The organism is Sediminispirochaeta smaragdinae DSM 11293, assembly GCF_000143985.1.
Classification (GTDB): Bacteria; Spirochaetota; Spirochaetia; order DSM-16054; family Sediminispirochaetaceae; genus Sediminispirochaeta; species Sediminispirochaeta smaragdinae.
Window position 1 is genome coordinate 245,958 of sequence record NC_014364.1, and the last position, 18,128, is coordinate 264,085.

At 50.4% G+C, this 18,128-nt stretch carries 20 protein-coding genes; 14 read left to right on the forward strand and 6 right to left on the reverse strand.

Annotated elements, in window-relative coordinates; genetic code table 11:
* Positions 1 to 5 precede the first annotated feature (5 nt).
* On the reverse strand, positions 6 to 1,496 hold the full coding sequence (locus tag SPIRS_RS01215) for a M23 family metallopeptidase (protein WP_148224118.1): 1,491 nt from the start codon (positions 1,494 to 1,496) through the stop codon (positions 6 to 8).
* 55 nt (positions 1,497 to 1,551) lie between these two features.
* Here SPIRS_RS01215 and SPIRS_RS01220 point away from each other — a divergent pair, with 55 nt between their 5' ends.
* The 3 genes from SPIRS_RS01220 to SPIRS_RS01230 all read left to right on the forward strand — a co-directional run bounded on the left by SPIRS_RS01220 (position 1,552) and on the right by SPIRS_RS01230 (position 4,928).
* Positions 1,552 to 2,991 carry a deoxyribodipyrimidine photo-lyase gene (locus SPIRS_RS01220; protein WP_148224006.1) on the forward strand — a complete coding sequence of 480 codons (1,440 nt, stop codon included), beginning with the start codon at positions 1,552 to 1,554 and terminating at the stop codon, positions 2,989 to 2,991.
* A gap of 64 nt (positions 2,992 to 3,055) precedes the next feature.
* Positions 3,056 to 3,769, forward strand: a complete 714-nt coding sequence (locus SPIRS_RS01225) for a fumarylacetoacetate hydrolase family protein (RefSeq protein ID WP_013252863.1) — start codon at positions 3,056 to 3,058, stop codon at positions 3,767 to 3,769.
* A 121-nt stretch (positions 3,770 to 3,890) separates the two neighbouring features.
* The gene (locus SPIRS_RS01230; protein WP_013252864.1) at positions 3,891 to 4,928 is read left to right on the forward strand and encodes a DHH family phosphoesterase; all 1,038 of its coding nucleotides are present in this window, start codon (positions 3,891 to 3,893) and stop codon (positions 4,926 to 4,928) included.
* A gap of 10 nt (positions 4,929 to 4,938) precedes the next feature.
* On the opposite strand, the gene SPIRS_RS01235 is transcribed toward SPIRS_RS01230, so the two are convergent.
* Positions 4,939 to 5,406, reverse strand: coding sequence for a flavodoxin family protein (locus tag SPIRS_RS01235; RefSeq protein ID WP_013252865.1), 468 nt, complete (start codon positions 5,404 to 5,406; stop codon positions 4,939 to 4,941).
* Positions 5,407 to 5,474: 68 nt separating this feature from the next.
* Between SPIRS_RS01235 and SPIRS_RS01240 the strand changes: the two genes are divergently transcribed.
* Positions 5,475 to 5,939, forward strand: a complete 465-nt coding sequence (locus SPIRS_RS01240) for a hypothetical protein (protein ID WP_041865941.1) — start codon at positions 5,475 to 5,477, stop codon at positions 5,937 to 5,939.
* Between the two features lie 9 nt (positions 5,940 to 5,948).
* On the opposite strand, the gene SPIRS_RS01245 is transcribed toward SPIRS_RS01240, so the two are convergent.
* Positions 5,949 to 6,386: a hypothetical protein gene (locus tag SPIRS_RS01245; RefSeq protein WP_013252866.1), complete on the reverse strand. Its 438-nt coding sequence runs from the start codon at positions 6,384 to 6,386 to the stop codon at positions 5,949 to 5,951.
* Between the two features lie 29 nt (positions 6,387 to 6,415).
* On the reverse strand, positions 6,416 to 7,681 hold the full coding sequence (locus SPIRS_RS01250) for a DUF401 family protein (RefSeq protein ID WP_148224119.1): 1,266 nt from the start codon (positions 7,679 to 7,681) through the stop codon (positions 6,416 to 6,418).
* Between the two features lie 139 nt (positions 7,682 to 7,820).
* Between SPIRS_RS01250 and SPIRS_RS01255 the strand changes: the two genes are divergently transcribed.
* The 10 genes from SPIRS_RS01255 (at position 7,821) to SPIRS_RS01300 (ending at position 15,753) form a co-directional block, all read left to right on the forward strand.
* A complete protein-coding gene (locus SPIRS_RS01255) occupies positions 7,821 to 8,342 on the forward strand; it encodes a Fur family transcriptional regulator (protein ID WP_013252868.1) in 522 nt (173 codons plus the stop codon).
* Between the two features lie 79 nt (positions 8,343 to 8,421).
* Positions 8,422 to 8,721: a DUF5320 family protein gene (locus SPIRS_RS01260; protein WP_013252869.1), complete on the forward strand. Its 300-nt coding sequence runs from the start codon at positions 8,422 to 8,424 to the stop codon at positions 8,719 to 8,721.
* Positions 8,718 to 9,086 carry a NifB/NifX family molybdenum-iron cluster-binding protein gene (locus SPIRS_RS01265; RefSeq protein WP_013252870.1) on the forward strand — a complete coding sequence of 123 codons (369 nt, stop codon included), beginning with the start codon at positions 8,718 to 8,720 and terminating at the stop codon, positions 9,084 to 9,086. The genes SPIRS_RS01260 and SPIRS_RS01265 overlap by 4 nt, the downstream gene beginning before the upstream one ends.
* Before the next feature lie 3 nt (positions 9,087 to 9,089).
* On the forward strand, positions 9,090 to 9,446 hold the full coding sequence (locus tag SPIRS_RS01270) for a NifB/NifX family molybdenum-iron cluster-binding protein (protein ID WP_013252871.1): 357 nt from the start codon (positions 9,090 to 9,092) through the stop codon (positions 9,444 to 9,446).
* Positions 9,443 to 10,315 (forward strand): P-loop NTPase, encoded by an 873-nt coding sequence (locus SPIRS_RS01275; RefSeq protein ID WP_013252872.1) that lies wholly within the window; start codon positions 9,443 to 9,445, stop codon positions 10,313 to 10,315. The genes SPIRS_RS01270 and SPIRS_RS01275 overlap by 4 nt, the downstream gene beginning before the upstream one ends.
* Complete coding sequence (locus SPIRS_RS01280; RefSeq protein WP_013252873.1) at positions 10,312 to 11,238, forward strand: nucleotide-binding protein; 927 nt, start codon at positions 10,312 to 10,314, stop codon at positions 11,236 to 11,238. The genes SPIRS_RS01275 and SPIRS_RS01280 overlap by 4 nt, the downstream gene beginning before the upstream one ends.
* A 40-nt stretch (positions 11,239 to 11,278) precedes the next feature.
* Positions 11,279 to 12,103, forward strand: coding sequence for an Mrp/NBP35 family ATP-binding protein (locus SPIRS_RS01285; protein ID WP_013252874.1), 825 nt, complete (start codon positions 11,279 to 11,281; stop codon positions 12,101 to 12,103).
* Positions 12,104 to 12,232: 129 nt separating this feature from the next.
* Positions 12,233 to 14,467: a methyl-accepting chemotaxis protein gene (locus tag SPIRS_RS01290; protein WP_013252875.1), complete on the forward strand. Its 2,235-nt coding sequence runs from the start codon at positions 12,233 to 12,235 to the stop codon at positions 14,465 to 14,467.
* 11 nt (positions 14,468 to 14,478) lie between these two features.
* Complete coding sequence (locus tag SPIRS_RS01295) at positions 14,479 to 14,973, forward strand: chemotaxis protein CheW (RefSeq protein ID WP_013252876.1); 495 nt, start codon at positions 14,479 to 14,481, stop codon at positions 14,971 to 14,973.
* 174 nt (positions 14,974 to 15,147) lie between these two features.
* On the forward strand, positions 15,148 to 15,753 hold the full coding sequence (locus SPIRS_RS01300; protein ID WP_013252877.1) for a diacylglycerol/polyprenol kinase family protein: 606 nt from the start codon (positions 15,148 to 15,150) through the stop codon (positions 15,751 to 15,753).
* 9 nt (positions 15,754 to 15,762) lie between these two features.
* On the opposite strand, the gene SPIRS_RS01305 is transcribed toward SPIRS_RS01300, so the two are convergent.
* Together SPIRS_RS01305 and SPIRS_RS01310 are read right to left on the reverse strand one after the other, a co-directional pair.
* Positions 15,763 to 16,530 carry a hypothetical protein gene (locus SPIRS_RS01305; RefSeq protein ID WP_013252878.1) on the reverse strand — a complete coding sequence of 256 codons (768 nt, stop codon included), beginning with the start codon at positions 16,528 to 16,530 and terminating at the stop codon, positions 15,763 to 15,765.
* A gap of 32 nt (positions 16,531 to 16,562) precedes the next feature.
* Entirely contained in the window at positions 16,563 to 18,125 is a 1,563-nt protein-coding gene (locus SPIRS_RS01310) for a glycosyl hydrolase family 79 N-terminal domain-containing protein (protein WP_148224007.1), read from the reverse strand.
* Positions 18,126 to 18,128 lie beyond the last annotated feature (3 nt).

Sequence of the window (18,128 nt, forward strand, 5' to 3'; positions counted from 1 at the left end):
GAAATCTATTCTTCCTGCCGTTCGGCAGGGTAGGGATTGATCTTGTCGTACCTTGCATCACCGCTGCGATAGCTTCCGTTTTTGTGATAGATCCGAACCTCGAAGTGAAGATGGGGACCGGTCGATCTCCCCGTATTCCCTATATGACCGATTAATGCATCGGCTTCAACCTTGGTACCGATGGCCTGGGTTGGTTTTTCGTCGAGATGGGCATAGTAGCTGCACCAGCGTTCGGCATCAGGATACAGTGCCTTGACTTCATCCGAAATCCCATGATTGATCTCAATGTACCAGCCGTAACCGTCATCCCATCCGGTATCGCATATCGCCCCGGGGGCGACGGCGACGACGTCACCGGGAGGGTTGCCTTCCCGTATGATCTCTCCTGCATGGCTGACATAGGCAATGTTGCTCACATTTATGATGTCGACGGCAAAATGGGGACTCGAACCTCCCGTTCCCAGAGGGTTTTCCCTGCGATCCATGTAGCCGTCGGTTATTCGAAAGCCTCTGCCGTCGTTGTTTTCTCCATCCACACGAACAGGGTAAAGCATTCCGGGAATTGCCGGGGTAAAAGAGGCCAGGGGGATGACGGATTGCCGGTTTGTGGCAAGGAATATCCGCGCCTGGTACTCTTCGGTCGGCAGTCTGCTCATTTCGTACATGATTTCGCTGTAGGTAGTGCTCTGAAGAATATTGTCGGCAATGAGTCTATAGGCACGCTTTCTTGCCGGTGTGTAACGGGTAAGCTCTTCTGCTAATCTTTGAACATTGAGGTAAGCGTTCCGTTTATCGAATTCAAAATTTTTCCGGTTCTTTTCCACATCGTTGATCAAACCGAGGATTTCATCTTCGGTATCATCAAGGAAACTCTTTACCTGATCATCGATATTTGCCGTATATGCCTTTACCGATTTGTTCATTTCGCTTTCTATCGAGCCGATCTTCAGGGCATAGAGCCCCAATATGGTACCTATACCGACGGCTATTAAAAGCACCGCCACCAGGGCGGAATGCTTTGTGAGAAAGCGGATGGACTTCGGATAGAGTCCGTTTCTCTTTAGTTCATAGTCGGAAGGAAGTTCGACTCCGAGGTTTCTGGCGGCCCGTTCGGCGGTTTCGACAAGATACATTCCCTCGCTGGCTTCCACTGCCGAAACCGTATCGTTTCGTCGTACAAGATCGGCGAGGTCCTGGCCTATGCTTCGATAGAATACCGGTTTCCCGAGTTTTTCCATGCCGGCGACATACCATTTTTCTTCTTTACGAAAGGTCCATGAGCGGAAAATGACATTTCCTCTGGTTTTTGTGGACACAAGTTCCTGGAGTAAAAGCTCCTTTGGGTTGATTCTTACCATGCTGAGGGTATAGGTGCCTGGTATAAGGCCATTGACCTGGCATTTGACGGGCTTTGAGGAGGAGGCCCGGCCGGTACCAAGCCGTGCAAGAAGAGTATGAATGATCTGTTCGGTCAAGAGTTCCAGTCGTTCTTCCATTTGCCGCTTCGAATAACGCCCTTTCATAGGTTAACAGTAGTCGGATTAATATAAAGTGGCGGGTGTTTATAATCAAACCATAATACGAAAAAAGGCCTTTCTTCAAGGCGTCGATGGGGCCATACTTAGAATCATGATACAAAATGAACGCTTATTTCTTCTAAAGAAGGGTGAATGCAACGAGAAAGGGGCCTATGTCCTCTATTGGATGCAGCAGAGTCAGCGTTCCCGCTATAACCATGCCCTTGAATATGCCCTCGGTGAGGCAAACAGACGTTCGCTGCCACTTCTTGTGCTTTTTGTCGTGAGCCGGGACTATCTTGGTGCCGGTAGGAGGCATTATCGTTTTCTCTTGGAGGGAATCGAGCAGCTTGAAGTGGATTTGGCCGATCGGGGAATCGGTTTTCTTCTTAAAATAGGGGATCCGCCGGGAATTGTTGCCGAATTCGCGGCCGATGCGGCACTCGTTGTCTTCGACACTGGCTATACGCGCCTTCAACGTAGCTGGCGAAAGGCTGCGGCGGCCGGTTCCTTTTGCGCTCCGGTGATGGAGGTCGAGAGTGATCTGGTCGTTCCTGTGCGGACTGCAAGTGGCAAAGAGGAGTATTCTGCTGCCACGATACGAAGAAAGATAACCCCTCTCCTTTTTCGCTTCATGCAGCCCCTTAAACGGCAGTCGGCAAAAATCGATTCGACTGCTCTTGCCGGAAGGGCAGATGGTCTGGATAGTAAGGCGGCCGAGGAACTCCTCAGGTTTTCCCAACCCGAGGTTGAGCCCGTCTCCTGGATTCACGGCGGCAGCGTTGAGGCGCATCGACGTTTGGACGCGTTTATCACTTCGGGTACGTTGGAACGCTTTCACGAGGAACGGAACGATCCCTCAAAAGAGGGGCTTTCCTGCATGAGTCCCTATCTTCATTACGGACAGATTTCCGCCCTGGAAATCGCCCTACGTGCCTCGGAGCATCCGGGGCCGGGATGTGAAGCATTCCTAGAAGAGCTGATTATCCGCCGGGAGCTTGCCTTTAATTTTGTCTTCTACAACCGATTCTACGATAGCTTTGAGGCCCTTCCCCGATGGGCGCGGGAGGATCTTGAGGCCCACGAAGGGGACAAGAGGGAAGTTCTCTACGACGACGCCCAGCTTGAAGAGGCGAAGACGCACGATCCCTATTGGAATGCGGCCCAACGTGAGTTGACGCATAAAGGGAAGATGCACGGCTATATGAGGATGTATTGGGGAAAGAAGATCCTTGAATGGTCAGCTTCTCCCAGGGAGGCCTTTGAGCGGGCCCTGCGTCTCAACGACCGCTATTCCCTCGATGGCCGTGATCCCAACGGCTACACCGGGGTTGCATGGTGCTTCGGAAAGCATGATCGTCCCTGGGCCTCGCGGCCGGTATTCGGAAAGATTCGGTACATGAATGATCGCGGCCTTGAGCGCAAATTCGATATTGCTTCCTATGTAAAACAGGTGCAAAAATCGTGTGAGTAGTTGTTGTTCACGCTCCAGCCCGGCTATAATCGCATATAGTTTGCATTGAATGAAGGAGCGCTCTATGGTCGTTTTACCCGTCAAGGGCCGGGATGAATCCTATCAGGTTCGTCCTTCGAAGATTGTAGCCCTTGGTCTCAACTATCACGAACACGTAAAAGAAAGCGTCTTTTTGACGACGAGAAAAATTCCTTTGGACATTCCCTCTGAACCGGTACTTTTCCCAAAGACTCCCAATGTTCTGATTGGTGACGGGGAGGCCATCGTCATTCCCGCATATCTTCAGGGGTACGATTTTGAGGAGGTTCGAGTCGATTACGAGGCAGAATTAGGTTTTTTTGTCGGAAAACGATGTAAGGATGTTCCCGAAGAGAAGGCAATGGACTACATCCTTGGATATACCTGTTTCAACGATGTAAGTCAGCGTAATTTTCAGACCGAGGATAAATCGGGATGGTTCCGGGGAAAAAGTTTGGATACCTTCGGTCCTGTTGGCCCCGTAGTGGTACCCGCCTCGGATATTCCTGATCCCCAAAACCTTCATATTGAATGCAGGCTCAACGGGAAAGTGGTTCAGAGCGGAAACACATCCCAGATGATCTTTCCGATCCCGACCATCGTTGCCTTCATCAGCAGGCACTTTACCCTTGAAGAAGGGGATTTGATTATAACGGGAACTCCCAAAGGGGTTGGCAGAATCCATCATGGCGATGTGGTCGAGGTTGAAATCGAAGGAATCGGTACCCTTCGAAATCCGGTACGTGAAGAGGGACGCTGAAAAGGGTTCTCCCCGATCGATACAGCTCTGAGCATACGTTCGAACAGATTTGAAATGAAAATTCCATTGCCTGCACAGCAATAATTGGACATTTTCCTTTTTTTCTGTAAAACTGTCGAATATGGAAAATAGTAAGGATGCTCTGGAGAAACTTGGTTCCGTTGTTTCGGGGAAAAAAGAGCTTCTTATCCTTACTCATACCCATCCGGATCCCGATGCCATTGCTGCTGCGGTTGCCTTGCGCCTCCTTCTTAAGGAATTATTTCATGTCGGTGCAAGCATTGCCTACAGCGGAATTATCGCCAGGGCAGAAAATCGGGCCATGGTGAAGAAACTCAATCTTCCCCTTAAGCAGTACAGCCGAATCAAACTTTCACGTTACGACGGAATTGCTCTCGTGGATTCCCAGCCAGGTGCGGGCAACAATGTGCTTGATGCTTCATCTCCGTGTGATATCGTCATCGACCACCATCCCCGTCGGGATGATACCAAAGGTGCCTTTGTTGTGATCGAACCGGAACTTGGGGCTTCTGCCACGATGCTTATCGAATGGCTTGATGCCGCTGGAGTAGATCTGTCGGCCGATATCGCCACAGCACTTGCCTATGCCATAAGTTCTGAGACCCAGAATATGTATCGGGAGGCCGCCCGCAGAGATATTCGGGCCTATCTATCGGTCTATGTACGGGCCAGCATCAGAAAGTTGGCCGGAATTATCAATGCCAACTTGCCTCATTACTATTTTCTTCAGCTTGGAGATGCAATCAATAATGCCCTTATGTTCGGCACAATGATTACGACGCACCTGGACGAAATTCGTCACCCTGAGATTGTTGCCGAGATGGCTGATTTTCTTCTTAAGCATGAGCGGATAGGGACGGTTCTTGTTTCAGGGCGTTTTCGGAACCATCTAATCATCTCGATTCGCACTCGTAGTGAGGGGATTAATGCCGGCAGACTGATCAAGCAATTACCGCTTGACCCTGATAATGTTGGAGGGCATGATCGAACCGCCGGAGGCTTCTTCGATCTTCACGGCAAGGATCGAAAAGAGGTTGAGGAGATTAATATCACCATACGCAACGCCTTTGCCGCTCTTCTCGGTTATGAGAACCCCTCATGGCGGAAGCTCCTTGATCAGGTTCCACGTAAAAGCTGATGTGAGGCGCTTATCTGTCTTCCTCTGAAACGGCCTGGCTCAACTGCTTTGCAAGATCTGCTAGGCGTTTTTCATAACCCTTCGATAAGGGGCCTTGCTGTCTCTCTACCTGCAGGAAGAGAGGCTCGGTAATTCGAACCATTTCCTTGCGTTCCAAGTGCCGTTCCAGTTTCTTTGTCGCTGGAACCGGGGAGAAAAAGTGGTCCAGAGCCGCACCGTGACTTACGACCAGGGCATAACGGAGATCTTTTTCTCCGATCTTTCGGAGAAATTTCTTGCTTGGCCCGACAATCTTCCGTACCCTGACAGGCGTTACAAGGACGAGGATATCTGGTTTTTCCGGGAGGGTTTCCGATTCAAGAATGGGATAAAGGCTTGTCTCCATGCCTTCCTCGTCACAACTTGCGGCAAGGGTGGATGCCGCTTTCTTGCAGTTCCCGAAATAGGAACTATATGCAATTAAAATTTTCTTCACCATGATGATACAATAACACGTAATACCTACAGGTCTGTGAAAAAACCTTGTGAATCTGTATAATTGTCGATATGGCAGGATCAACGATAAGTTATCCGGTTTCGCTTAAGGCGATCGATAAATGGAATCATGAACGGCTGGAACTCATCGAACAGATTCACGAATACCGTCATTACCGCTTCCGCTACAACGGGAGTAGTTGTACAGATGGTGGTGCCTCGTTTCTGGCTTACCTTCATGCAGAGGTTTCCGGTACCGGTAAAAAGCTCAGGCTCAGGCGAGCCTGGATCGACATCCCCATGGAAGAGAGAGAAGCCGCTTCAAAGATGTGTGCAGCTTCTCGTTCGGGGGCAACGGCTTTTTTTGCATCCCTGTCCGGTCTTTCCGGGCTTGAGGGGCGTTTGGTCGAAGAATATCTGTCCGAAGAGGCGCCGGTTAACTATGCCGGCTGTTTTTGTGCTCCTCCCATGCTGCGGGATAAATGGAATATGGTGCTATCTACCATCCATTTTCGGGAGAGCGAAAACGGATCATGAATACGGAGATCATGGTCCCACGGCATTTGTGTTGTGTTTATCCTCCCGAAGCTGTTTTAGCTCTTTTTCCATTCCTCTGACCATCTTATGCATATTATTGATACGAAATTCGATCGAGTTGAGAACCCAAAACTGGAAGTGATTGAATCGATGCTGGCTGTGGATCATCCAGACAATCTTAATCGAAACCAGAAGAACACTGACTTCCAGGGATATGAAAGCCGGTAGAAAGTGTGTCGTTAGTTCGAGAATAAAAAGCAATAAAATAATGGTTAGAAAGACAATATTGATAATCATGTCGGTCTTTGAGTAACTTTTTCCGCCGATTTTTCCCAACATTGCGCGAATTTGGTCTCGTTCCCGGTTGTATTCGTTAATCTCACGTATAATCTCTTCACGTTTTTCCTCAAGACCTTCCATAATATTGCTGTCATCAACTTTTTTCATGACGTAAGCCTCCTTGGTATGTAATCAAGCTATACTATAAACGGAACGATGTAGGAGATCAGTAAACTTCCGGCCATAACGAAAATTGCCGGTGGAATTACTGCGCCGATACTTGGGCCGAGGTTTGTTCCGTAGTGTTCATTTGTGACAATGAGACAGACGTGGACCGGGCTCATCATGGTTCCCATGAAACCAAAGGGATAGGCAAGGGCCAGGGTTGAGAGGGTCGAAGCAAGCGTGGGAGAGGGGCCGAGGAGGCTAAAAACGATGGGAAAGCATGCGCCGACAAACCCCACGGAGACCCCTGTCGTCATGCCGCTGATAAAGGGTATGAGAAGGACAAGTAGACGAAGGGGCACTCCTGCCGCGGTGAGCTCCAGCCGAAGTTGTTCCATCAGCAAGATCCCGTTCGGCAGCGGTGCCTCGATGAATGCCCCGTAGACTCGTACCACCAATACAATGAGAACCATTTGTAAGGTCCTGTGGCTCAATGCAATCTTTTTCCACTCCTTCCGCGTCAACGGAGAGATGATCTGCAGGTAGAGTATTGAGGAGAGCAATCCGATGATCATGGGGAGATACTTAGAGAGGGTTCCCACTGCCGGGAGAAAAACCATTATCAGGAAATAGATTACCACAACGATCATAATGGGTGCGAGTAGAGATACGAGCGATGGGCCGTTGCTTTTACTGTTGCTCTCTCTTCTTTCTGCCGTGAGCTTGAGAGGACGCAGATAGAACAGATATCCTACCGTGATCGATACCAACGAGAGCGGCAAACCAAGAAAAAAGATCTGCCATACTTCAACATGTGCTATATCGGAGGCTAGGATAACCCCGGGATAGAGGGGCCAGGTGAACTCCCACACGTGGCGAAACCAATAGTTGATCTTTGTTTTTTGCATCGGGCTCAGTTCTCCCCTGTCGTCGCAGTCGTCGAGAAGCGGAGCGGAAAAGAGGGCGCCTCCAGGCATGGGTAGAAGTCCTATCACCGCAGGTAAAGCCGCCAAAGCCTCTTTCTGACTTACCCGGGCCTTAAGACCTCCTACCAGCTGCTTCATCATTCCGGTTTGGTTCATCTGATTCGAAAGAGTGATGACCAATGCGATCAGAAGCAAAAGGGCAAAATTGTCAAAACTGAGCATTCGTTTGCTTGCAATGACTCCTGCCGTTACGATGGTCTGGCCGCTCCAGAAAGCGATGAGGAGGGCACCGGCGGCAACCGATATGGCAAGGTTCCGAACGATCTTATTGAGGACAAGAATCAAGGCAAGCGAAAGGATAATCTTAAGCATAAGTGGTATGGTCATGGTCAAAGATTATAAAGGCTTCCGGGCCCGAAGGAAAAGAGAAGAAATCGTATGAAAATCTTATTGACTTCTGATTCCTGTTGTTGTATATTCTTAATTGATAATCATTATCAATGAGGTGGAGATGGATTATTCCAGTCGTGGATATGGAAGAGGATTCGGCAGGGGCTGTTCCCGTGCCGAGGGGCCGTTTCAACGGAAAGGGGTACGAATGACATTGACACGTCGGGTCATCATCGAGGCCCTTGATCGTGCCGATGGTTACCTTTCTGCCGAAGAGCTCTTTCTCATCGTACGCGAAGAATACCCGGGAATCGGGGTCGCCACCATCTACCGAACCCTGCAGCTCCTTGAAGAGCTCGCTCTTGTCCAGCGAGTAGAGACGGGGGAGGGGCGCGCGCGATATGCCATGAGCCGTGATAAAGATGCGGGAGAGGCTGGTGTCGGCAACGAGGTGGTATTGATTTGCGACCGATGCGGAAAGGTTATCCGGCAGCCGAAAGCGGCCGCTCGCTGCTCTGAACTTTTCGATTCTTTGAGTCGGAAAGCGGAAGAGAACTATCGCTTTCACACCGAACGGCAGGTTTTGCAAATCCACGGGCTTTGTGCGGGATGCACGGGTGCGCCTTCGGAGAAAAGCCGATGAGTGCTCTTTTTTTCTGCCAAAATTGATAATGATTATCAAGAGATATTATATGCCGGTATCACCGGAAAGGAGAAAAACAATGCCAGGAAGAGACGGACGAGGACCTATTGGTTATGGTCCACAAACAGGACGCGGATTGGGAATGTGCGGAGGAGGCTACGGCCTAGGCAGTGGCTTTGGTCGTGGAGGCTACGGCCGAGGAGGATGCGGTTACGGTGCCTATGGCCGCGGGGGATATGCTTACCCGCATCCTGTTTCGAAAGAGGAACGAGAGGCTGGTCTTGCAGCCAGGGAATTAGCCTTGGAAGAGGAGCTAAAATGGATTCGCAGCATGCGAACCGAAGAAGGTGAAGGGGCGAATAAGGGGGCCGAAGCATGAAGGTTGCTGTTGCCGCTGATGGAACCATGGTCTCCGGCCATTTTGGTCACTGTGAACAATTTGTAGTGGCCGATATTGCAAACGGGAGGGTGGAATCGACCACACCGGTTGCAAATCCCGGACATACTCCCGGAGCTCTCCCGCCCTTTGTCGCTTCACTTGGGGCTTCCAAGATTGTTGCCGGCGGTATGGGACCTCGGGCCATCGAGCTTTTTGAGGCAAACGGGGTTGGTTGTATCCTCGGTATTTCGGGCCCTATTTCCGATGCACTGGAAAAACTTGCAAAGGGTGAACTTGAAGGTGGGGAGAGTAGCTGTACCGGTAGCCATGATCACGATTGCGACCATGAAGAGGGGAGGATCTGAGCCTTGATTATCTGTATCACAGCATCAGGACGAGAAGAGTCGTCGCAACAGGATCCCCGCTTCGGCCGATGCGAGGCGTTTTATCTCTTTGATGATACGAAGAAAGAGGGGCGTTTTATCGATAACCCCTTTAAGAACGCAGTCGGGGGAGCCGGTGTACGAGCCGCCGAGCTCATTGTAAAAGAGGGGGCCAGTCGCCTTGTTTCAGGACAGATCGGGCCCAATGCCTGGGATGTCCTGAAAGAGGCCGGTATTCGTGTCTTCAGTTCCAAGGAGGCAAATATTCGAGCCGCTCTTGAGGCCTTTCTCGCGGGAAATCTTTCTGAAGTCGAGGCTCCGGGGCCGGCGGGACATAAATGACCATAACGGTTGCCAGCGGAAAGGGAGGAACGGGAAAAACCACGATTGCAACGGCCCTGGCCATGCTTTGGCCGGAGCCTGTTGCATTGCTTGATGCCGATGTAGAGGAACCCAATTGCCGTTTTTTTCTCGATACAACGGAGGGAAAGCAGCGGGAGGTTTTCCTCCCCGTCCCTCAAATTGATGAGGCGATCTGTACCGGCTGCGGTGCCTGCAGTAGTTTTTGCCGCTATGGTGCTTTGGTAAGAATAGGCAAAAAGGTCATGACCTTTCCTAATCTTTGCCACAGCTGCGGAGCCTGTATGATGGTCTGTCCCGAAGGGGCCATCAGCGAAAAACCCTCTTTCATCGGCACCATAGATTCGGCCCAGTTCCGAGCTTTAGACGGCAGCCTTCGTACCCATCGTTGGGGGACCTTGAAGCTGGGAGCTGCTATGGCTCCTCCGCTCATCAGGGAGCTGCGCAGGGAAAAAGACAAAGAGCCTCTTCAGCTGATCGATTCGCCGCCGGGGGCCAGTTGTCCGATGGCAAATGCTGTTAAAAATGCAGATCTCGTACTTATGGTCGCGGAAAATACCCCCTTTGGCGCACATGATTTGGAGAAGGCCATTTCGACCCTCGAAGAGATGGACCTCCCGGTCCTGGCTCTTATCAACCGGGCCGACCTGGGCGGAGGAGAGGCCGAAGCGGTATGCCGGCGGAAAGGTATTGATATCATTGGCCGTGTTCCCTTTGACCGAAAGGTTGCCGAATCCTATGCCCGTGGAGTACATCCGATCCTTGAGGTCCCTGCCTTTCGTCAGGCGGTAGAACAGGTCGTTGGCCATCTTATCGCTTTTTTACAAACCAGTATCGAGCAAAAAACATGAAACATGAAAAAGCAAAACGCATAGTTGTCATCAGTGGGAAGGGAGGAACCGGAAAGACCTTTTTTACTTCGGCTATCGCTTCTCTCGTTTCCGGAAGAAGTGTTTTTGCCGACTGCGACGTGGACGCAGCGAATCTTGCTCTTGCCCTTGGAGGAGCTGCTCCGGCAGCCTCAAGGAGGCAGGAACGCTTCTTCGGTGGAGAGCGTGCAGTGGTTGATGCCGGGCTCTGTACCGGTTGCGGCAAGTGCATTTCATTTTGCAGATTTGATGCCATACACATGGAGAATTCTGTGGCGCAGGTGGATCCTGTCGGTTGTGAAGGTTGCGGAGTGTGCACCCTTGTCTGCCCCAGTTCGGCTTTTACTCTGGAGGAGGAGATGGCCGGGCAGTGGTTTGTCACCGATACCCAGGATGGCCCGCTTATTCACGCTGAATTACAAGCCGGTGGCGAGAATTCAGGCAAATTGGTCCACAAGGTAAGAAGTGTCGCAGAACAGGAAGCCGAACGGGTCGGCGCTTCGCTTATTCTGATCGACGGCCCTCCGGGGACCGGCTGTCCTGTACTTGCCGCCGCCTCGGATACGGATGCGATACTACTCGTTACCGAGGCAACTACCACGGCGCTTCACGACCTTGAGCGGGCAGCTGAGGTTGCAAGCACTTTCGGAACCCCCATAGGTGTTCTTGTAAACAAAAGCGACCTTAATCCTGAGGTTGTAAAGAAAGCCCGGATTCTGTGTGATGAGAAAGGGTACCGCTGGATTGGTGATTTCCCCTACGACCGCATGGCTGCAGAGGCTTCGGCTCGTCTTCTCGATCCCTTTTCGCTTCTGGAGGATACGACGGCCGATAAACTTCGTGCACTGGTTGCAAATGCGCTCAACATGGTCGGTCTTGATGTGGTATCATCAGCGGTCGGTTGATAAATAAAAACAAACGAAACAACAGAGTAAAGGAGACGATATGGCATTCCCTCCGTCCGAAGAACAAAAAGCGCAAAATGAGCGCTTAAAAAAACGTATGAGCGGGATCAAACATAAGGTTCTGGTTATGAGCGGTAAGGGAGGTGTCGGCAAAAGCTCGGTTTCTGCCAACCTTGCCCTTGAAATGGCATCCAGAGGTGTGAAGGTGGGAATTCTCGACACCGATCTTCACGGTCCGAATATACCGAAGATGCTTGGTGTTGATGATGCAAAACTGATTGCCTACGATGAAGGTATCGAGCCCTTTGCGGTGACGAAAAACCTTGTAGCCGTCAGTCTCGCCATGGCCGGCCATGATGTCGATGCTCCCATCATCTGGCGTGGTCCGGTAAAGATTGGTGTTATTCGGCAGTTCCTGGCCGATGTCGAATGGGGCGACCTCGATCTTCTGGTCATCGACACCCCGCCGGGAACCGGAGATGAGCCTCTTACGGTTGCCCAGATGATTCCTGAACTTGACGGTGCAATCGTTGTTACGACGCCTCAAGAGGTGGCGATTTTAGACAGCCGAAAAAGTGTGAATTTCGCCAAACAGCTTAATCTTCCTCTTATCGGTATCGTTGAAAATATGAGTGGTTTTATCTGCCCGAATTGCGGTACCGAACATCAGCTTTTCGGAAGCGGGGGAGGAGAGAGAGCAGCCAAAGAGATGGGGGTGCCTTTTCTTGGAAAAATTCCCATTGATCCTCTTCTGATGAATGCGGAAGATAGTGGTCGTTCATACCTCTCTCTTCCTGATACCGGACCTGCAGCAGCAGCTCTCCGTTCCCTTGTGGACAAGACCGCCGCTTTTATCGGGCTTTAGAAAAACAATACAGCCGAATCACGTTTTTTTCCTTCCGTGATTCGGCTTTTCCTGTTTGCTATTCCCCTCTGCTTTCCTTTATACTTTACCTCAACAGTTTAGATTAAAAACGCTTTGGGGGTTATCTCGATGCTGAAGAATATCAGAATGGGAGTGAAGCTCGTAGGAGCCTTTTTCATTGTTGCGCTCCTTGTGCTGGTGGTCGGGTTCGTCGGAATGATCGGTCTGCGACGGCTGAATGTCTTTATAAGTGATATAGGCCAGGGGCGGCTTCCTGCAGTGGAGTCGCTTCTCAGGATGGAGAATGAAGTTCAGAACATTCGGGGTTCCGTTCGTACCCTTCTCAGTTCTCGGTTGACGCTCGATGATCGTCAGCGACAGTACGATAATATCGATTCGGCAAGGGCCGATTACGGGGAGTATCGCACCGTATACGAAAAATTTCCAAAAGCCAGTGAAGAGAGCCGTAAATGGACGGAAGCTACAAGGCTGCTTGGCGAACTGACCGATCTCAATAATTCCATAGTTGATCTTTCAAAAAAGGTGGAAGAATCAGGAATCATACATCCCGATTCCTTCAAAAGTACCATTATAGAGTTAGTGAACGATCATCATGTGCTGATGGAGCAGGCGATTGCCGCCATCGGTTCCGGCACGGTTTTTACCGGTGGAGATGATGCGGAAAGCTGTGATTTGGGTCAGTTCCTTTTAACCTTCAAAACCGATAATCCTGTTTTGCTGCGGGTTCTAAAGGAGGTCCCCAAATACCACGATGCCTTTCATGAGGGGATTAGTGAGGTCCAGGACGCTCTGAGCCGGGGGGATCGGGATACGGCTTTTGCCCTCTACCAGGATAAAGTGGTTCGAAATGCAACAAGGGTATTTGAGTTGCTTAATCAGATGCTTGGCGAGGCTGATCGAGTCGTCCAGCTTTACGATGAGATGAATCTCATCGCAATGGGGGATGCTGCAACCGTTCAGCGTTCTTTTGTTGATGCCCTCGGTTGGGTCGTTTCGTATAACAGCGACCTTGCTGCTAATACGGTCGATCAAGCCATAGTGAACAGCGGTCAGGCGATTCGCTTTACCATCGTCGGCATGGTGGTTGCCTCCCTTCTTGCGCTCATTCTCGGTCTCGGCCTTACTCAGGCGATTACCGCCCCCATGCGGCTTGGAGTAAATTTTGCCAAGGCCATCAGCCTTGGGGACCTCGGCATCGAGCTGTCGATACGCCAAAAAGATGAGGTCGGGCAGTTGGCTGAGGCCATGCGGGAGATGCAAATTGCTCTTCAGGATAAGGCAAGGGTGCTCGAACGCATTGCGGATGGGGATCTGTCGGTAGATGCTAAAAAGGCTTCCGAAAAGGATGGCTTGGGAGAATCGATGCTCCGCATGAAAAAGAACCTGAACGATTTGCTTGGCCAGGTTCATATGGCCGTTGAGCAGGTAACTGCGGGAGCGGACCAGGTGAGTCAGGCAAGTCAAAGTCTTAGCCAGGGAGCAACCGAACAGGCCAGCAGCCTTGAAGAGGTCTCGTCAAGTGCTACCGAGATCAATAGCCAGGCTCGCCAGAATGCGGAGAATGCTACCGAAGCGAATGCTTTGGCAAAGAAAGCCGCGGCCGATGCAAAGAACGGTAACAGCCAGATGATGGACTTGAAGGAAGCGATGGCCAAGATCAACGTCTCCAGCGATCAGATCAAAAAGGTTGTGAAGGTAATAGACGATATTGCATTCCAGATCAATTTGCTCGCTCTTAATGCCAATGTCGAGGCTGCTCGTGCCGGAAAGTACGGTAAGGGATTTGCCGTTGTTGCGGAAGAGGTCCGAAATCTTGCGGTTCGCAGTGCAAGTGCGGTTCAGGAAACTACTTCTATGGTTGAGGAATCAATACGAAATATCGAACTTGGTAATGCGGCAGTCGGGACAACAGCCGGCCAGCTTGAATCTATTGTCGACGGGGCTGGGAAGGTTGCTGATTTTCTCGAAGAGATTGCGACCGCAAGCCGTGAGCAGGCTCAGGCCATTGATCAAATTTCAGAAGGATTGGATCAGATCGATCAGGTTACCCAGAGTAATACGGCTAGTGCCGAGGAGAGTGCCTCGGCTTCCGAGGAACTTGCCGGACAGGCTCAGCAGCTGCAGGGTCTTATTCGTCAGTTTATTCTCGACGAACGGTATGTCTCGGGTTTGCGTTCTTCCGGAAGCCGTTCCCTCCCCGCTCCCGGAGGACGTCGTGTCCCTCGTCCCTCAAAGGAGCGGACTGTAAAAGAGCATCCACGGGAAGAGTTTGAAACAGGTATCGCACCGGTAAGTCCCGAGGATGTCATCAAACTGGACGATGATGATTTCGATCGGTTTTGAAGGAGAAGAGGATGAGCGATCAAGTTTCTGGATCCGGAGATGTCATGATTGATGAAGAAGATGATATTGTTGCGAATAAGTATCTTCTCTCCAAGATAGGGAACGAACTCTACGGAATAGATATTCGCTTTGTCACCGACATCATTGAGATGCAAAAAATCACCGAAGTACCTGATATGGAAGAATATGTCCGGGGAGTGATCAACCTTCGCGGCCAGGTCATTCCTGTTATCGATCTTCGCTTGCGTTTTGGTATGGCTTTCCGGGAATATGATGATCGTACCTGTATTATTATTGTCAACGTCGGGGAGAGTTCCATCGGTTTTATCGTCGATACGGTTTCCGAGGTGATCGATATCCCCGATGGAAGCATCGATCCTCCGCCTGAGTATAAGAGTGAGGGTGGCTCTTCCCGCCGTTTTGTCTCCGGACTTGGGAAGGTCGGAGACTCGGTAAAACTTCTTCTTGATGTGGAGGCTATTGTTTCTCATACGACATCGACATAATCGTGGCATTTTTACTACGGAAGAGTGTCTGAAAAAATAGACACTCTTCCGTTTTAGAATTCTATTGAACTATTGTAGCGAGCTTACTATTTGTATGATAAATAGTTATATAAAAAGATATTTGTCTTGTCTTTTTGGCATGAAATGTGCAAAATATAGAAAGAAGTGAAAGATATGCGTACAACATTCCAAGGTGATACCGAAAAAATACGAACGGAGATTATCCGAAAAAGTATTCATATGATGGTTGCTTTTGTCCCGGCCTTTGCAAGGATCAATATTGGCTTAACCATGGCCCTTCTGGCTGCTTCCGTTGTCGCATATTCTGTTGCCGAACTTTTGCGAGTCAACGGAAAAAAGATATTTCTGATCTCCACCATTACCGAAGCCGCCAATAGAAATCGCAACAACAGTGCCTTTGTTTTCGGGCCGGTAACCCTTGCCTTGGGGGCAATGATGACGCTTTTGCTTTATCCCTCTCAGGTTGCCGCCATTGCTGTCTATGCCCTTGCTTTTGGGGATGGTTTTAGTAGCCTTTTTGGAAGACTTTACGGACGGGTGAGGGTTCCCTTTACCGAAGGGAAGACCTTTGCCGGTAGTTTTGCTTGTCTTCTCGCGGTTTTCTTTTCATCGCTTTCGGTAAGCGGTAATATCGAACAATCCGTTCTCATCGCCATTGCCGCCACACTCCTTGAAATATCTATTTCCGGAGACCTCGACAATCTCGTACTTCCGATCGGAACCGGCTTTGTCGCCTGGCTTGTTGGTGTAGGGATATAACGTTCCTTTTCAAAGCCAGAGATATATGGTATGCGTTCTGCTGCCGAATAGATAAGCACCCACGATCATGCAAAGAAGGCCTATCGCCGCTGCCTCCGGAGCGATGGATCGATAGACAAATTCCTTCCCTATGATCATGAAGAAAACCCCGCAGGCAACCAGGTAATAGTTTCGATTCCCCTGATGCAAGGCTGCTATGAGATAGTTTGCCGTCGAGAGCACGGCGATGACCCCGTAGCCAAGAAACATGCTACTGCGTGCTCCGATGGAAAAAAGCAGTTGCGGGGTGTATTCCGATATATCAACGGGCAGAACCGCCGCAAGCGTAAGGGCCATGAAGAAAGCCGATCCGAACATGATGGTCCGTCGCTGGAGTGCGAGACCTGCCGCGAAAAGGCCGGAGATGAAGAGGGCAAGAATCGAAAGAAACCGTCCGAAGTAGTAGGCACGTGTTATTGCGGCAGGTATCTGATATGAATAATTGAGTGAGAAAAGTGCGGCAGATAGGGGTCTGAGCGCGCCGAAGGCGGTCGCTTGTACGGCAAGAATAAAAAAAAGGACGCCTGGACTTGGTGTATTCCTAAAAAAAAGCATCAAAAAGAGCGAACCGATAATGGCGAAGGCTCCTTCTCCAAGCAGAAGGATCTGTCGGATCAGCTCGTCCCCCACTGTTGTTCCCGTGCGAAACTGAAGAAGTATTCCGTATACCCCCACACCTGTGAGCAGTATCGAAATGAGCAGACCGAAAATTTGTAAACTGTTTCGCCTCGAGATCATCGCTCATACCATATTGCGTTGGCGTTGATCTGTCAATTTTCAGGCCGTGCAAAGAGGTAGAAAAGAGCAGAAAGAGGAGGCAGCGAGAGCTCTTTTGTTATTCGTTCATTCTTCTTTCCGCTGATCTTGTATTTTTTCATGACCTTCTTGGTTCCCCAGGAAAAGACCAAATCATCTTCCGCAGGAACTCCGTTTACAAGCATGCTTTTGGAAGTGAAGCCTCCATCTGCCTGTAAAAGAATTGTGTGGCCTATGGAAAAGGGTGCATCGGGTGTGGTTATTTCGACATGTGCCGATGTCTTCCTGTTAAGGTTGATAAGGAGTAGAGCCTCGGCAGCGCTTCCTGCGAAATAGGCCCCCGTGGTGTGACGGTAATAACGTAATTTCTTATTGGTGCCGATGGTCGTGCCCGTTTCGAGAACCAGGTTTCCCATGAGCTTTTTCCAGAGAAAGGAGGCGTAATAGTCGGGCTTTGGTTTCATACTCTCCTGGTCCAGGAGCCCGTATCGTGCTCCGATGAGCGATTGTCGAAACACCTTGTCGACTCCGTTCCGCGCTAAAACTCCCAGCTCATCAAGCCACCAAAGGGTGGAAACAAAGCTGTCTGAAAGGCCAGGCTCCCCTCCGTAGAGAGCATGAGCGGTCTCTGTCAACCAGTTCTCCGTGCTTGTAGGGTGCTCTCTGCTTTTTTTTAGGTATCTTTGTATATTTCGGTTCCAGCGTACTATGTCGTTAAGGTTTCCGGGCGACAGCATCCGGTAGGTTCCGGCTCTTCTGACGGCTATCGGTCCGTGGTGAGACTGTTGGGGATAATAGTGCCAGGAAACCGCATCCAGGTGTCGCGCTGCGGGAGAGACACAGAGCTTTTTTATGATGGGGTTGGGTTCCCCGATGATCGGCCATATTGCCGAAGCGGGACCGATAATCTTGGCCTGCGGATCAATATGCTTCACACTTTCCGAAAAGTATTCGAAGTCACGAGAATACTGGGATGCCGAAACCCGCTTTTTCGGCCCGTAAAGAAACGGAAAGCCGTTTACCTCATTGCCGAATTCCCATGCCGCAACGCGGAATCCTTTTTGCACCGAATAGGCCACCAGTCTCATGGCGTTATCTGACCTCCAGGCTCCATTTGAATCCCTATCGGCGGGCCCGGCACTTAACGTGAAAAGGAGATCAAAACCCGATTCCTTGATAAAACGGTTTAATCGCTTCCATACTCCCTTTTTGAGTACCAATTCATAAGCGGGGCGATCGTTGCTATTTCCTATCCGGTGGCTGGCCGGCTTGGCTCCCCTTAGCTTTCGAAGTGCCTTTTTTCCCATCTTATATCTGACCCAATCCGCTTCGGTTCCTCCGATCCGTAACATGGCAGGAGCGAGCTGTGCTGCGTAGGCAACAAGTTGTGAGTGTTCAAGGTCAAGGGGCGCAACCTGCTCACCGGAGACTCCTTTTGCGAATGATCGGCTTTTTCCCCACCAATGACCGCCCAGCAGGAGGGAGCTGTCGATGGTAAGGGAAAGAAAATCTGCAGGTAAACTTCGTATCGGCTTTCTGCTGCCGATACATATTGTATAATGGCGAGGTGAGCTCATAGA